Raw genomic sequence first — 15,152 nt, forward strand, 5'->3', positions numbered from 1 at the left:
GACAGAAAAACGGGTTGCGACAAACATAGTCACAACCCGTTTTTACAACTCTAGACAAAGTCCAAAGCTGTAAAAATCTTGTTACGTCACTATGAGTAGCGACAATTTTTATTTCTTTATTGTTTAATTCATATCTACTGCTTCTAAACGATCAGAACCTGTTGGATGTGCAAAGTAATTTGTCACTTTTGTACTTGCAGCTAAGATAGGAATAGAGTGTGCTAGTGGAACCCAAGGTGCATCCTCAGAAATAATTACTTGCGCTTGTTTGTAAAGCTCATTACGTTTGTCTTCATTCACTTCTGTTTGTGCAGCAACTAATAATTTGTGTAACTCAGGGTTGTCGTAGAATGTGTAGTTGTTTGAACCGATATTATCAGCGTCTAATAATGTGTAAATAAAGTTATCAGCATCGCCGTTATCACCTGTCCAACCAAGTAAGAACGCATCCGCTTCACCATTTTGAGCTTTTTCTAAATACGTAGCCCATTCGAATGAGACGATTTTAGATGGAATTCCGACATCAGCTAAATTCTTTTGAATCGCTTCTGCAATTTTTTGACCATCTGGCATATACGGACGTGGTACTGGCATTGCCCATAGCTCAATTTCTTTACCGTCATAGCCTGCTTCTTTTAGCAATGCTTTTGCTTTTTCAGGGTCATAAGCATAGCCTGTAATATCATCATTGTAGCCAGCAATAACTGGTGGCATTGGATTTTTAGCAGGCTCAGCTAAACCTTCGTAGAACGCATCTACTAACGCTTGCTTATCAATGGCATAGTTCACAGCTTGACGAACTTTAACGTTATCGAAAGGTGGACGTGTTACTGTTAATCCAAGGTAGCCTACGTTCATAGATGGACGTTCGATTAATTGTAAATCGCCATTTGTTTCAATCGATCCTTTATCTGATGGGCTTAAGCCATCTACTACATCTACTTCACCATTATTTAGTGCATTTAAGCGTGCTGAATTATCAGGGATAGAACGGAAAATTACTTTATCTAATTTTGGTAACCCTGCAATACGATAATCAGTATTTTTCTCAATTGTAATAGAATCATTACGTGTCCAATTTACAAATTTGAATGGACCTGTTCCAACTGGTTTATCAATTAGTGCATCGTCATTCGCTTCAAATGCTTTTGGAGAAGCAATGGCAAATGGCGACATCGCTAAATTTTTCAAGAATGGTGCTTGTGGTTGTTTCAACTTAAAGACAACTGTATAATCGCCTTCTGGTGTAATGGATTCAATGATTTGCTCCCCGCCCATCGTAAATTGAGACATAAAGTATGGGAACTTATCTGCACCAGCTTTCCAGCGCTCAAAGTTTTTTGCAACCGCTTCTGCATTAAAATCTGAACCGTCGTGGAACTTTACACCTTCTTCAAGCTGGAATGTGTAAGTTAAGCCATCTTCTGAAGCTTTCCATGATTTTGCTAAACCAGGCTTTAAAGTAACATCTTGTTCTCCAAAATTAATAAGTGTTTCATAGATATTCACTGTTACTTTAAAAGATTCACCTTCTGTTACTGTTGCAGGGTCAAGAGCTGTGGAGTCGCCACCTCGACCATATACTAATGTTTTTTCACCGCTGCTAGCTGAATCTCCGCCAGTTGACGTATCCTTCGAACCTGTATCCTTGCCATCAGAGCCAGAACTACACGCAGCTAAGATTGTCGAGAGAACAAGGATTAGCATTACGCCCAAAGACCAAAGCTTCTTTTTCTTCATCTATTTTCCCCCTAAAACTTTTTTATATCATTCAATGTTGAATCGCATCATAAAGATGACAAGCAACATAATGACCCGGCTTCACTTCTTGCATGTTCGGTACAACGCTTGAGCATTGTGCCTTCTTAAACGGACACCTTGTATGGAATGCACAACCACTCGGCGGATTGGATGCACTCGGAATATCTCCAGATATAATAAGCTGCTCACGTTCAAAAGTTGGATCAGGCACAGGAACAGAAGATAATAATGCCTGCGTATATGGGTGGAGCGGCTCTGCATATAAATTTTCACTTGCGGTCAACTCTACTAATTTGCCTAAATACATAACCCCAACACGATTACTAATATGGCGTACAACACCTAAGTCATGTGAGATAAAAATATAGGTAAGCTTTAGTTCCTTTTGCAAAGATTGCATTAGGTTTAAAACTTGAGCCTGAATTGATACATCTAACGCAGAAACAGGTTCGTCCGCAATAATTAAACGCGGGTTGGTCATCAGCGCTCGCGCAATGCCAATGCGTTGTCTCTGTCCTCCACTAAATTGATGAGGATAGCGTTTTACATGATATTCATTTAAGCCAACAATTTTAAGCAGCTCAATTACTTTCTGCTTGCGTTCTTTTGAATTGCCCATTCCATGCACAATGAGTGGCTCCTCTAAAATCTTGCCAATCGAATGGCGTGGATTAAGTGAAGCATAGGGGTCTTGGAAAATCATTTGGATATCCCTTCGTGCTTTCCGCATTTCACTATTCGATAAGGAAGAAAGCATTTTGCCACCGAATTCAATGTTCCCTGCGGTCGGTTCGAGCAAGCGCATTAAAAGGCGACCTGTCGTTGACTTACCACATCCTGATTCGCCCACAATACCTAATGTTTCCCCTTCGAATACTTCAAAGGATACATTGTCCACAGCTTTTACATCGCCAACTTGCGTATTCAAGAATCCTTTGCGAATTGGAAAGTATTTTTTTAACCCTTCAACTTTCAATAGCACTTTCGACATATTGAATCACCTCCTGTTCTTCCAGTAAAAAGCACCTTGCTCTATGTTGCTCTGTCTCTTCATATAAAGGTGGTGTTTGTTGTAGGCAACGTTCCATTGCAAATTCACAGCGTGCTGCAAAACGACAGCCATCTTTTATCGTGCCTGGCCTAGGTACACTGCCAGGTATTGAGTAAAGGCTATCTTTTTTGTAACGCATATCTGGTACAGATTTAATAAGTCCTTGTGTATAAGGATGCTTAGGATTTTTAAAAATATCTTGAATAGGTGCTTCTTCAACAATTTGCCCTGCGTACATAACAATAACGCGTTCGCAAGTTTCTGCTACGACCCCTAAATCGTGCGTAATTAATAAGACAGCCGTATTCATACGCTTGTTCAAATCTTTCATCAGTTGCAAAATTTGTGCCTGAATCGTCACATCGAGGGCAGTCGTCGGCTCATCGGCAATCAGCACCTTCGGGTCACAGACCAATGCCATGGCAATCATCACTCGTTGGCGCATCCCTCCAGATAGTTGATGAGGATAATCTTTCAGTAGTTCCTCTACACGTGGTAATCCTACTAGTTTCATAATTTCTACCGCCCGCGCAAAAGCCTTCTTTTTCGACCACTTGGGATTATGGATTAAAATTGCTTCTTTTAATTGCTCGCCAATTGTAAATAAAGGATTTAAGGAAGTCATAGGCTCTTGAAAAATCATCGCCACATCCTTACCACGTACTCTTTGCATTTGCTTATCCGTTAATTTCGCTAAATTTTTGCCTTCAAACAGTACTTGTCCACCAGTAATTTTTCCTGGTGGTGAAGGGATCAATCCCATAATGGACAAAGATGTGACACTTTTCCCACTACCCGATTCCCCTACAATCCCTAAAATTTCTCCTTCATGGACTGAAAAATCAATATCATCAACGGCAGGAATCTGTCCATCATCTGTGAAAAACGTTGTTTGTAACCCTTTTACTTCTAACAGCTTTTTTCGCATGTTCAACCGCCCCACCTCACCAATATTTTCAAAAAATACAATTTTATTGAATATTATATACTAACTATCACTAAATTCTCTATTTTCAGATAATTCTAACTAAAATATTTCTCTCTTTCAATCATTATTATTCTGCAAATTACATATATTTTCTACATTTTTCTTCCCCTCCTCCAAAAACTTCTGTTAAATCGATAAATTTCCACAAAAAAAGCCTTCCATTTTATTAACAATGGAAGGCTTTTTTTGTGCCAGGCACGCAAATAATTTGGGACTTAAAACCCCCTACGGTGCAAATCATCGGCATTCGTATATTGTGTGATACTTAATCTAAATGTTGTACTTGGAATAAATTATAGTAAGTGCCTTGCTTCTTCATTAGTTGTTCATGATTACCTTCTTCTATTAATTGTCCATGCTCAATAACAAAAATATTATCAGCATGTGTAATGGTTGAAAGTCGGTGCGCTATAATAATCGTTGTGCGATCATGCACAAGGGCATCTAATGATTCTTGAATAAGTGCTTCACTTTCCAAATCTAGCGCTGATGTCGCTTCATCTAAAATTAAAATCGGTGGGTTTTTTAAAAATACACGGGCAATGGCCACTCGTTGCTTTTGACCACCCGATAATTTTACGCCTCGCTCTCCTACCTTTGTGTTATAACCATTTGGTAAGTTCATAATAAAGTCATGTGCATTAGCTGCTTTTGCAGCCGCCATTACTTCCTCATCAGACGCACCTGGTTTCCCCATCAAAATATTTTCCTTAACTGAATCACTAAAGAGAATATTATCTTGAAGCACAATACCAATTTGTGAGCGCAATGAATGGATTGTGACATCTTTAACATTATGTCCATCTACAAAAACCGCTCCAGCTGTCGCATCATAAAAACGGGGGATTAAACTAATAATAGTAGATTTCCCACCACCACTCATTCCTACAAATGCAACCGTCTCCCCTGGTTTTATGGTAAAGTTCATATTTTTTAAAATTGGCGAACCATCCACTTCATATTGAAAGGCTACATTTTCAAATCGCACTTCACCTGTAGCTCGAGGTAATGGAAGGGCATTTTCCTTGTTTTTTACCTCATAAGGCTCATCCATTAGTTCAAACATACGATCCATCGAAGCAATAGATTGTGTTAACGTTGTGGATGAACTTACTAAACGACGAAGCGGTCCATAGAGTCGCTCAATATAAGCGATAAAAGCAACCATTGTTCCAAGCGATAATGAGCCATTAATCACTTGATAGCCGGCATAAGCAATAACAAGCAATGGTGCCACGTCCGTAATTGTATTGACTACTGCAAAGGACTTGGCATTCCATCTCGTATGATCTAGCGCTTTTTCAAAAAACTCGCCATTGGCTTCATCGAATAGTTGTTGTTCATGCTTTTCTAGCGTAAAGCTTTTAATAATACTCATCCCAGCCACTCGCTCATGTAAATAACTTTGCACACCTGCAAGTGCCTGTGAACGGTTACGTGTTAAAGTTCGTAGTTTACCAAAGAAGAACTTTACACTAATTGCATAGAATGGGAATGCAATTAGTGCAACAAGCGTCAGTTTGACATCCATTGCTAGCATAATACCGACCGCAATGACAATTGTTGCAAAATCAAGCCAAACATTCATTAAACCAGTCATAACAAAGTTTTTCGTTTGTTCCACATCATTAATAACACGTGAAATGACCTCGCCAGCTCTTGTATTTGCGTAATACTTCAGGCTTAGTCGCTGTAGATGGGCATAAATTTCTTTTCGGATATCAAAAAGTACCTTATTACTCACATGCTGTGCAAAGTATTGACGGTAGTATTCTATTGGTGGTCGTATCACGAAAAATACAATAATTGTTCCACCTAGCCAATAAAACAATTCCTTTGTTTTTTCTGTATCCGTTAAATCATCAGCACCAATAATATCATCAAGTACTATTTTTATAAGCAATGGAATAAATAACGGAATCGCAAATTTCACAATACCAATGAATACGGTTAAAAGTATTTCCCATGTGTATGGTTTTACAAAACGCATATAACGCTTTACGCTACCCAATTATCTTCACTTCCTTATTTGAAACCCATTTCTGCTTAAATGGCTTTCTATACATTCAAAAAGAAACAGACATTCAATATTGAATGCCCTTACGTATTATAGCAATATTTAGCATGAAGTACAGTTAGTAAAACTTTTGTGCTAACTATTTTTCACTTTCATTGAAGCCTCTCTTTATAAAATACCCTTTACATGAAAAAAAACACCCATTAGTTAAACTAATAGGTGTTACTGACAATCATCTGCTTGCATATCGAGCTGAAACTTATAACGATTCGTCCATGCATCGATAAAATCAGGTGCAAAAGGCCCTCTTTTTTGTTGTATCCAGCTAATTAATTTTTCGACATTGCGCTTTAAAATTTTATCGATTACATCTGGGTAAGACATTTCCTGTCGATGTTGTTCATATTCATCTTCATCTAAAAGGGTATACGACATATCCGGAAAAACCTTAATATCTAAATCGTAGTCAATATATTTAATGGCATTATTATCGAAAACAAATGGTGAGCTTAGATTACAATAATAATACACACCGTCCTCACGCAGCATGCAGATGATGTTGAACCAGTGCTCCGCATGGAAATAACAAATAGAAGGCTCTCTCGTTAGCCACGTACGACCATCGGATTCTGTCACAAGTGTTCGTTCATTCGCACCGATTATAATGTTTTTCGTTCCTTTTAAAACCATTGTTTCTTGCCAAACACGGTGGATGCGGCCGTTGTGCTTATAACTATGTATTTGTATCGTTTCTCCTTCTACCGGTATTGCCATTTTTGAAGCCCACCTTTTCGTCTATGCTACCTAAATCTAGCAGTCTCTAGTATATTATAGCAATCTGTACGCGAAAGGTGTAGTTGAAAACTACAAATTTCACTGTGTCATGTTATTTATGTACAAATTTTCGTAAATTAATAGCAATTTCCATCATAACAAAAACCTCAGGAATTTTTTATCTTTCTATATTATACGTGTCACAAGATATAGAAAAGGGCTGTCCTTTTCATCTTTTCGATTGTTAGACAGCCCCTTAGAAGGTAAATGCAATTATGCAGTTACAAAGTGAGAGATTACTCGCTCGCGTTTTGGTTATTCTTAGCGTATTTGCCTGAAGCTTGAGCTTTATTCTGCTCAGCTTTAGCATTTTGCTTTTGCACTTCGTTGAAGTCTGTTTCATAACCAAACTCTTCACTTTGGCGTTGCATGTTTTTATTTGCTTGTTGGTTGTTGTTTTGATTTTTCTTCATCAGTCATTCACCTCCACGCTAATTATTGTGTACAGAGGTGATTACTTTTATGCTCTTATTTTTTAAATTTTCATTTCCACTATTTAATCGCTTGCCATATCTTCAGCATAGGTACAGGCATCGGTAATAATTCTATTTGCTCACGTGTCAGCCATTCACCCTTCTCAGCTGTTTTACTCTTCATATAATAAGCATTCACATGCCAAGTTAAATGAGAGAAGATATGCTTAAATGTTAAAATTGGCTGGTGTGCTTGGACATTTAATTCATGATGGTGAGCAAATTTTATCAAAGAATCATCTTCTTGTTCCACCATTGGAAACTGCCACATATTCGCGAGTAATCCTTCTTCTGGACGCTGTTCCATCAATATCCGTCCATCTTCATCCTCACAAACAAAGACATCATATGAAATATGCTTCATCTTTACTTTTTTAGATTTAATAGGCAGATTTTCGGGTTCACCCTCGTTAAAAGCTGTACAGTATTCTCGGACGGGACATAATAAGCACTTTGGTGAAGTTGGGGAACAAATAAGCGCCCCAAGTTCCATTAAGCCTTGGTTAAAAGAAGATGCATTTTCAGGATCAATTAGTTCTTCAACAGCCGCTTCAAAAATCTTCTTTGTTTTTGGAAGTGCAATATCATCATGGATATTAAGGACACGACTTAAAACACGCATAACATTACCATCAACTGCATGCTCGGGCTTATTATAGGCAATACTTAATATAGCTCCTGCAGTATAAGGACCAATTCCTTTTAGTTTTGAAATTTCATGCCGGTTATCAGGTACAATTCCCCCGTAACTTTCTAATACCTCACGCACACCTGCTTGTAAATTCCGTGCTCGTGAGTAATAACCGAGGCCTTCCCAATGCTTTAATAAATATTCCTGTGGAGCCTCTGCTAATAATTCTAGCGTTGGAAAGCTTTCCATAAAGCGATTATAATAAGGAATTACTGTGTCAACTCGTGTTTGCTGTAGCATGACCTCAGACACCCAAATTTTATAAGGGTCCTTTGTATGCCTCCATGGTAAATCTCGTTTTTCTTTTTCGAACCATTCGACTAAAGATTGTCGAAATTCTGTTACATATGGATAATTCACAGTGACCTCCCGTGTTTTTACGATTTAATTTATGATAAAAAGGGTATACAATTAAGAAAAGCTAATTCGCATAATATGACAAAAACGTATTTTTAATACGGTATCATTTACCGTATTATGTGAATGAATACTTAGCGATAGAAAGGTAAACTGTATAAAGCAATACGATACCAATATTGAAATATACATGTATGCATTGTACGCCTTTTTCACGCATGCTAGGAGTGGATAATTTTGGATTCAGGTACACATTTCGTTATGGGCATAGCACTCGGAGGTCTCGCTTTAGCTGACCCAGTAGTTGCAAATCATTCAATGACCTTTACCGCCGTTATGGCTGGTACCATTATCGGCTCACAAGCACCTGATGTTGATACGGTCTTAAAGCTTCGCAATAATGCGATTTATATTCGACATCATCGCGGTATCACCCATTCAATTCCAGCTGTAGTCATCTGGCCAATTTTAATTACAATCGTGCTATCACTAATTATTCAAGACGCGAATGTGTTGCATTTATGGCTTTGGACATTTCTTGCAGTAGCCATTCACGTTTTCGTTGATATTTTTAATGCATATGGAACACAGGCCATTCGTCCATTCTCTAGAAAATGGGTTGCACTTGGTGTTATTAATACATTCGATCCGATAATATTCACTCTCCATTGCCTTGGTATATTACTATGGGCATTTGGGGCAAATCCAGTTTGGACATTTAGCGTCATGTATGGCATTATTATCGTCTATTATATTTTACGATTTGCTGTGCAAAAAGCGGTTAAAAGAGCCGTTCATAATACCATACAGGATGAAGATTATGTTATTGTAGCTCCTACAATGCGATTTTTTCACTGGCGCATCGCTGCAAAATCTAAAACGCATTACTATGTTGGCCGTGCGTATGGGCGAACAGTTAATATTTACGATAAATTTGAAATCAAACCATTACCGAAAACACCGACTGTTGAAGCTGCTATGAAAGACCCGAATCTCGATGCCTTTGTGTCATTCTCACCATTATATCGATGGGAAATTTCAGAGCTTGAAAACGGCTTAACAGAAGTAAGGTTAATTGATCTTCGTTACCGTAGTGACAATCGCTATCCTTTCGTTGCAGTCGCTCATTTAAACGATGCCGATGAAATCATTACCTCTTACACTGGTTGGATTTTCACCGAAGATAAACTTCAGAAGAAATTACAAATTGGCGCTAGCAATTAAAGAGTCTAACAAAGCTAATAAAGCCGGGGTATCCTACTAAGGAACACCGGCTTTATTTCTTTTTAACTTCCGTTTTCGATTTATTGTACGATATCGTCACTTGTATCCAGTAAATGAGCGTATTTAGGATTGCGCCCTGCAAATAGATGAAGCTTATCACCATAGCTAACGATTAATTGGCGCACTAACGTTTCAGTATAGTCAGCTCCTCGGTAATTGTAGCCCGCTTTGGCAGACGAGGATTCAAAATCACTCCAAAGAAGCTCCACCCAAACTCGCGCACGACCTACAGACATTTCAGGGTTTTTTGCCAGTAATTCTGTTGTTAGTTTGTCAATTTTTTCTTGCATTTACTTGCCCACCTTTATTGGTGATAATATAGAAACGGGTAAGGCTTCCTGATACTTATCGCCGCCAAGACGATGCCCCCAAGCAAATCGTCCTTTTAAATAATCCACTTGGAAAAAGTTGTTATCAGAGCCATCAATGCGGTACATTTCCCCTGGAACAATCGTATCTAAATCGACTAAATAAGCTGCTGCCATTAAAGCTTTACGTTCGTAAACTGCAAATTCATTGAGTATGCCTAGTTGTTCCGCTTTGCGAGCCTTTTCTTTAAGCTTAGCTACTTCTTCACGTAATTCATGCTCTGTCATTGCAGCATAGTTTTTGTCATTCATTCTTCATTCTCCTTCTCTTCAATAAAACGATCTATAATTTCTACAGGAAATCCCTTTTGATAAAGCGCCTGCTTCGTTTTCATTTTTAATTCATAACCAGTATACTTCGCGGCATACTTTTTCCAAACTTTTTCGCCTTGTGCATCAAGCAATGCCTGCCATTCATCTTCTGCTTGTTCGATTTCTATCTGTCCAAGTACTTCATCTACAATAGTAAATGAATACCCTTTTCGCATTAAAAAATCTTGAATTTTGGCCTTTATTTGCGATGGTGTTTTCTTTTTTTCAGAACGAATTACTTTTTCAGCAAGCTGTGTGGCAAGCTTTACTTGTTCCTCATGGCTAAATGTTTCCAGTACTTCATCTTGCAAACTTTTATCGATTCCCTTTTTCATAAGATCTTGTCGAATAGCTCGCGGTTTTTTCATGGTAGCTTTTTTGGTGTTTAGCAATGCTTTTGAATAAGATTCATCATTTAAAAAGCCATATGATTTTAACTTTTGGATAGCTTCTAATATGACTGCTTCGCCGAACTCTAGTGAGCTTAACTTTTTCTTCACCTCATGCTCACTTCGCATTTGATAGGATAAATAATTCAGCCCTTTATTAAACGCCTTACGAATTTCATCTTCATAGGCAATTTCCTGAATATCAAATTCTTCGAGTACCTTCCCTTTTGTCAAACCAAATTGTATGAGAATTGCCTCATCTACTGGGAAAGCGTATTCCTCGTTCAAATATATATTATAACGTTCTGGATTGTTTTTTTGACGTGCAATTTTTGTAATAACACGCATATGAAACCACTCCTTTGCCTAAACATTATAACATCTTTTTCTTTTTTTCTATCTTTGTGTATAGTTGAGTTACATCTATTTGGAAAAAGGAGGGGTTCGTATGAAAATCGTTATTGCGGGCGGTACTGGTTTTGTTGGGAAAGCGCTAACCAAATTGTTACAAGAGCAAGGCCATGAACTATTTGTGTTGTCACGCAGCAATTCTAAATACGAAAATGGCATTCATTATGTCCAATGGCTACAAGATGGCGCACGACCAGAAAAAGAATTAGACAATATTGATGCATTCGTTAATTTGGCTGGTGTATCACTAAATGACGGCCGTTGGACAAAAAAACAAAAGAAGGCGATTTATACGAGTCGGATGGATGCTACATTAGAAATCGTTCGGATTATAGAGGAACTAGATAAAACGCCTGAAGTACTTGTAAATGCCAGTGCAGTTGGCATTTATCCACCTTCCATAGCGACAACCTATAGTGAAAATTTTAAGGATTATGCAACTGATTTTTTAGGATGGACCGTTCATGATTGGGAACGCCATGCTTTGCGAGCTGAAAAACTAGGCGTTCGTGTAGCACTCGCACGCTTTGGCGTTATTTTAGGTCGTGACAATGGCGCGTTGCCTTCCATGCTATTGCCTTATAAATTGCATATAGGCGGAACGATTGGTTCGGGTGAGCAATGGCTATCATGGGTCCATATCGAGGATGTGGCACGTGCCCTTTATTTTGCAATTACAAATGCGTCCATCAGCGGACCATTTAATGTCACAGCTCCTTATGCTACACGCATGAAGGAATTCGGACAAACTATCGCACAGGTAATGAATCGCCGTCATTGGTTGCCAGTCCCGAGTTTTGCCATGCGTTTAGCTCTTGGCGAACAAAGTATGCTTGTCTTAGAAGGCCAGCATGTATTACCAACAGTTTTACAAGCGCACAACTTCGAATTTCAATTCCCACATTTACAAGAAGCACTTGAAAATTTATTATAAAATCCGTGTGCAAAGTGCGACTTGAAGTAGGATAAATTTTAAAAAGTAACGCATCCTAAACGAAAAGGAAAGGATGCGTTTTTTATGTGGAAACAACATATTGTAGGTGCGGTAATTGCTACATTTATTATTGCCGCAGCAATTAGCTTTAATCCATACTTTGCTTCAGGCTCAGATGAATATCATTGGGGCATTAAAAAAGCACAGAATGGCGAACCAGCACAAGCAGGAGCACAACTTGACAAGCTACTCGACCAATATGGAGCAATTTATAAAGGAAAACCCGATAAAAAAGTTGTTTACTTAACATTCGATAATGGATACGAAAATGGCTTTACTGAAAGTATATTGGATACGTTAGAAAAAGAAAAAGCGCCAGCAACTTTCTTCTTAACCGGTCATTATTTAGAAAGTGCTAGTGACCTTGTTAAACGTATGGTACAAGATGGTCATACTATCGGCAACCATTCCTATGGTCATCCCAATATGGCTAGGTTAACAAGAGATGGTATGCGTGCAGAATGGCGTAAATTTGATGGGAAATTACGTGAATTAACCGGTATTGACCGTACAACATATGCCCGCCCACCAGAAGGCATTTTTAATGCGAAGTTGTTGGAAGTCGGCAATGCTGAAGGCTACCGTCATATTTTCTGGTCTGTCGCTTTTAAAGATTGGCTAAAGGATGAACGTCGTGGAGCAGATTATGCGTATAATGCATTGATGGAACAACTTCACCCTGGTGCAGTCATTTTAATGCATACCGTAGCGCAAGATAATGCAGAAGCACTTCCTTTATTTATTGCCGAAGCGAAAAAGCAAGGCTATACATTTTTATCGCTCGATGATTTAGTATTGGAGTATGAAGATTTCCCTGTCACTATGCAATCGTCCACTCCTTAGTTATAATGGGGAGATGATATCAGCATGTTATAAGTAACTACGTGCTGTACAAAGTTAAAGGACGTGGATCGCTTGACGCAACAAACAACGATGGAAGTGGGACAAAAATTCCCATTAACGATAAAGAGACTTGGTATAAATGGCGAAGGCGTGGGCTTTTATAAACGCAACGTTGTCTTCGTAAAAGGCGCTATACCAGGAGAAGAAATTACTGCCCAAGTCACAAAAACACAACGAAATTTCGCAGAGGCTGACATACTGGCGATTCGCAAAGCATCGCCGTATCGTCAGGAAGCACCTTGCCCTGTTTACAATGAATGCGGCGGTTGTCAACTTCAACATATGACATATGAAAAACAACTTCTTGAAAAACGCGATATTGTGATGCAAGCTTTAGAACGCTATGCTAAGCCGTTAGCTGCATCTGTAGAAGTTCGCCATACACTGGGTATGGATAACCCATGGCATTATCGCAATAAAAGCCAGTTCCAAGTACGCAAAGAAGGCAAACGTGTTTATGCAGGTCTTTTTACTGAAGGCAGCAACAAGCTACTGAATATTAATGATTGTCTTGTACAACATCCAATCACATCGAAAATTACAGTAGCAACACGTAAAATTTTACAAAAATTAAATATTACAATTTACGATGGTCGTACGCTCGATGGTTTAGTGCGTACGATTGTTGTACGTACGGGGATTCGTACAGGTGAAACGCAAGTCGTGCTTGTAACGACACGCAAAGAAATTCCCCACCTTGCTGAGCTTATAACACGCATTAAAAAAATCGACCCAAGTATTGTATCAATTGCACAAAATATTAATCGTGAAAAAACTTCACTAATTTTCGGTGATGAAACGATTGTACTAGACGGCAAGGAAACAATTCATGAGGAACTTGGGGAATTAGCATTTGACCTTTCGGCTCGCGCGTTCTTTCAATTGAATCCAACGCAAACCGTACATTTATACAATGAAATTAAAAAAGCAGCGGCATTAACAGGTAAAGAAACGGTTGTTGATGCTTACTGTGGTGTAGGAACAATTGGTTTATGGCTTGCTGATCAAGCAAAAGAAGTTCGTGGTATGGATGTTATTCCAGAAAGCATTCAAGATGCTCGAACTAATGCACGCAAACATGGTTTTAAACATACGAAATACGCGGTGGGCACTGCCGAAAGTGTTTTAGCGAAATGGCGCAAAGAAGGCTTTACGCCGGATGTGATTACTGTCGATCCGCCGCGCATAGGCCTTGCTCCAGAATTTATTCGCACTGTTCTAAAACTAAAGCCAAAACGTTTTGTCTATACTTCTTGTAACCCCTCTACACTGGCTAAAGATTTACAGGAATTATCAAAACTTTATGATGTGGAATATATTCAGCCCGTTGACATGTTCGCACAAACTGCCCAAGTGGAGTGCATTTGCTCCTTGGTTCTTAAAGCGGAACATCGAAAATGATATACTTTTAAAATTTTGTTGATCTTGATTAAGCGTAGTCTACATTTTGTAGACTGCGTTTTTTTTTACAGTTCTGCTTAAGCTGAGTACTGTCACGATTGTCGATTGATTTCATGTGTTATAGTCTTGTAGAGCCCATGCAATTATAAGGAGGAAAAATGGATAACATTCAATACTTATCGCAATTTAATCTGCTTAATTCGCTCTCGATGGAAGATTTAATAGAAATGGAACAATTAACTTTAATAACGACTTTTCCGAAAAACACTTTTATTCAAACACCAGAAACTTTTTCGGAGGGGCTTTACTTTGTTAAAAAGGGGAAGTTGCGCCTGTATAAGGTAAATGCTCAAGGTAAGCAATTTACTTCGGATATACTCAACGAAGGTAATGTATTTGGGGAAATGGATATCATATCATTTGGTACCCGAGAGAATTTTATTGAAACGATAGAGGAAAGCCATATATGTTTAATGAATAAGGAAAGATTTGAAAATTTTTTAATTCAGAGGCCTCAATTTATGATGACATTGTTAAAAGTACTTAGTAATCGAGTTATCGGTATGAGTCAGTTAACGCAAAATCTAGCTCTTGGGAAACTACATGACAAAGTTTTATATGCGCTTATTAAACTATCTGATCAGTTTGGACTTACGGGTGATAATGAGTATTACAAAATAGATTTTCCTCTTTCGCATCAAGAAATCGCCAATTTAGTTGGTGCAACTAGAGAAGCTGTAACTGTGGTTTTACAAGAACTTGTTAAAGAAGAAGTCATTAAGACAGGATTTAAAACAATCTATATCCATCGGAAAGCTTTTGGAGAGAAACATTTCTTAGACTGAAAAATGCTGGAGCGTATCAAGTAGCATAGAGATTTTCAAAATGAGTTGTAAACAACATTACATCTTCCTTCTA

General features: G+C 38.4%; 15 protein-coding genes. 5 read left to right on the forward strand and 10 right to left on the reverse strand.

Annotated elements, in window-relative coordinates; genetic code table 11:
* Nucleotides 1-123: 123 nt before the first annotated feature.
* The 7 genes from LO754_RS20200 to mutY all read right to left on the reverse strand — a co-directional run bounded on the left by LO754_RS20200 (nucleotide 124) and on the right by mutY (nucleotide 8,175).
* Complete coding sequence (locus LO754_RS20200) at nucleotides 124-1,740, reverse strand: ABC transporter substrate-binding protein (RefSeq protein WP_229387762.1); 1,617 nt, start codon at nucleotides 1,738-1,740, stop codon at nucleotides 124-126.
* 31 nt (nucleotides 1,741-1,771) lie between these two features.
* A complete protein-coding gene (locus LO754_RS20205; RefSeq protein WP_025220606.1) occupies nucleotides 1,772-2,752 on the reverse strand; it encodes an ABC transporter ATP-binding protein in 981 nt (326 codons plus the stop codon).
* Nucleotides 2,727-3,740, reverse strand: coding sequence for an ABC transporter ATP-binding protein (locus LO754_RS20210; RefSeq protein ID WP_231785152.1), 1,014 nt, complete (start codon nucleotides 3,738-3,740; stop codon nucleotides 2,727-2,729). Before LO754_RS20210 ends, LO754_RS20205 begins: the two co-directional genes overlap by 26 nt.
* Nucleotides 3,741-4,065: 325 nt before the next feature.
* Nucleotides 4,066-5,790, reverse strand: coding sequence for an ABC transporter ATP-binding protein (locus LO754_RS20215; RefSeq protein WP_172583052.1), 1,725 nt, complete (start codon nucleotides 5,788-5,790; stop codon nucleotides 4,066-4,068).
* A gap of 249 nt (nucleotides 5,791-6,039) precedes the next feature.
* Nucleotides 6,040-6,591 (reverse strand): nucleoside tri-diphosphate phosphatase, encoded by a 552-nt coding sequence (gene ntdP / locus LO754_RS20220; protein WP_024364550.1) that lies wholly within the window; start codon nucleotides 6,589-6,591, stop codon nucleotides 6,040-6,042.
* 296 nt (nucleotides 6,592-6,887) lie between these two features.
* Nucleotides 6,888-7,064 carry a gamma-type small acid-soluble spore protein gene (locus LO754_RS20225; RefSeq protein WP_080653394.1) on the reverse strand — a complete coding sequence of 59 codons (177 nt, stop codon included), beginning with the start codon at nucleotides 7,062-7,064 and terminating at the stop codon, nucleotides 6,888-6,890.
* A 79-nt stretch (nucleotides 7,065-7,143) separates the two neighbouring features.
* A complete protein-coding gene (mutY, locus tag LO754_RS20230) occupies nucleotides 7,144-8,175 on the reverse strand; it encodes an A/G-specific adenine glycosylase (protein ID WP_108031112.1) in 1,032 nt (343 codons plus the stop codon).
* Between the two features lie 234 nt (nucleotides 8,176-8,409).
* Between mutY and LO754_RS20235 the strand changes: the two genes are divergently transcribed.
* The gene (locus LO754_RS20235) at nucleotides 8,410-9,396 is read left to right on the forward strand and encodes a metal-dependent hydrolase (protein ID WP_024364548.1); all 987 of its coding nucleotides are present in this window, start codon (nucleotides 8,410-8,412) and stop codon (nucleotides 9,394-9,396) included.
* 80 nt (nucleotides 9,397-9,476) lie between these two features.
* Here the strand turns inward: LO754_RS20235 and LO754_RS20240 are convergent, their stop codons facing one another.
* From LO754_RS20240 to recX, 3 genes are read right to left on the reverse strand one after another with little or no spacing between them, the layout of a single operon-like run.
* Complete coding sequence (locus LO754_RS20240; RefSeq protein ID WP_024364547.1) at nucleotides 9,477-9,746, reverse strand: YfhJ family protein; 270 nt, start codon at nucleotides 9,744-9,746, stop codon at nucleotides 9,477-9,479.
* Nucleotides 9,747-10,076, reverse strand: a complete 330-nt coding sequence (locus tag LO754_RS20245) for a YfhH family protein (protein ID WP_024364546.1) — start codon at nucleotides 10,074-10,076, stop codon at nucleotides 9,747-9,749. It lies immediately after the preceding gene.
* The gene (gene recX / locus LO754_RS20250) at nucleotides 10,073-10,873 is read right to left on the reverse strand and encodes a recombination regulator RecX (protein WP_231785153.1); all 801 of its coding nucleotides are present in this window, start codon (nucleotides 10,871-10,873) and stop codon (nucleotides 10,073-10,075) included. Before recX ends, LO754_RS20245 begins: the two co-directional genes overlap by 4 nt.
* A 100-nt stretch (nucleotides 10,874-10,973) precedes the next feature.
* Between recX and LO754_RS20255 the strand changes: the two genes are divergently transcribed.
* From LO754_RS20255 to LO754_RS20270, 4 genes are all read left to right on the forward strand, one after another.
* Nucleotides 10,974-11,870 (forward strand): TIGR01777 family oxidoreductase, encoded by an 897-nt coding sequence (locus tag LO754_RS20255; RefSeq protein WP_024364544.1) that lies wholly within the window; start codon nucleotides 10,974-10,976, stop codon nucleotides 11,868-11,870.
* Between the two features lie 84 nt (nucleotides 11,871-11,954).
* Nucleotides 11,955-12,773 carry a polysaccharide deacetylase family protein gene (locus LO754_RS20260; RefSeq protein ID WP_029747431.1) on the forward strand — a complete coding sequence of 273 codons (819 nt, stop codon included), beginning with the start codon at nucleotides 11,955-11,957 and terminating at the stop codon, nucleotides 12,771-12,773.
* A gap of 72 nt (nucleotides 12,774-12,845) precedes the next feature.
* The gene (rlmD, locus tag LO754_RS20265) at nucleotides 12,846-14,234 is read left to right on the forward strand and encodes a 23S rRNA (uracil(1939)-C(5))-methyltransferase RlmD (protein ID WP_231785154.1); all 1,389 of its coding nucleotides are present in this window, start codon (nucleotides 12,846-12,848) and stop codon (nucleotides 14,232-14,234) included.
* Nucleotides 14,235-14,392: 158 nt separating this feature from the next.
* Nucleotides 14,393-15,079: a Crp/Fnr family transcriptional regulator gene (locus LO754_RS20270; protein ID WP_024364542.1), complete on the forward strand. Its 687-nt coding sequence runs from the start codon at nucleotides 14,393-14,395 to the stop codon at nucleotides 15,077-15,079.
* The last annotated feature ends 73 nt before the right edge of the window (nucleotides 15,080-15,152 follow it).

The organism is Lysinibacillus sp. GJ-1 (assembly GCF_021166035.1).
Lineage (GTDB): Bacteria > Bacillota > Bacilli > Bacillales_A > Planococcaceae > Lysinibacillus > Lysinibacillus sphaericus.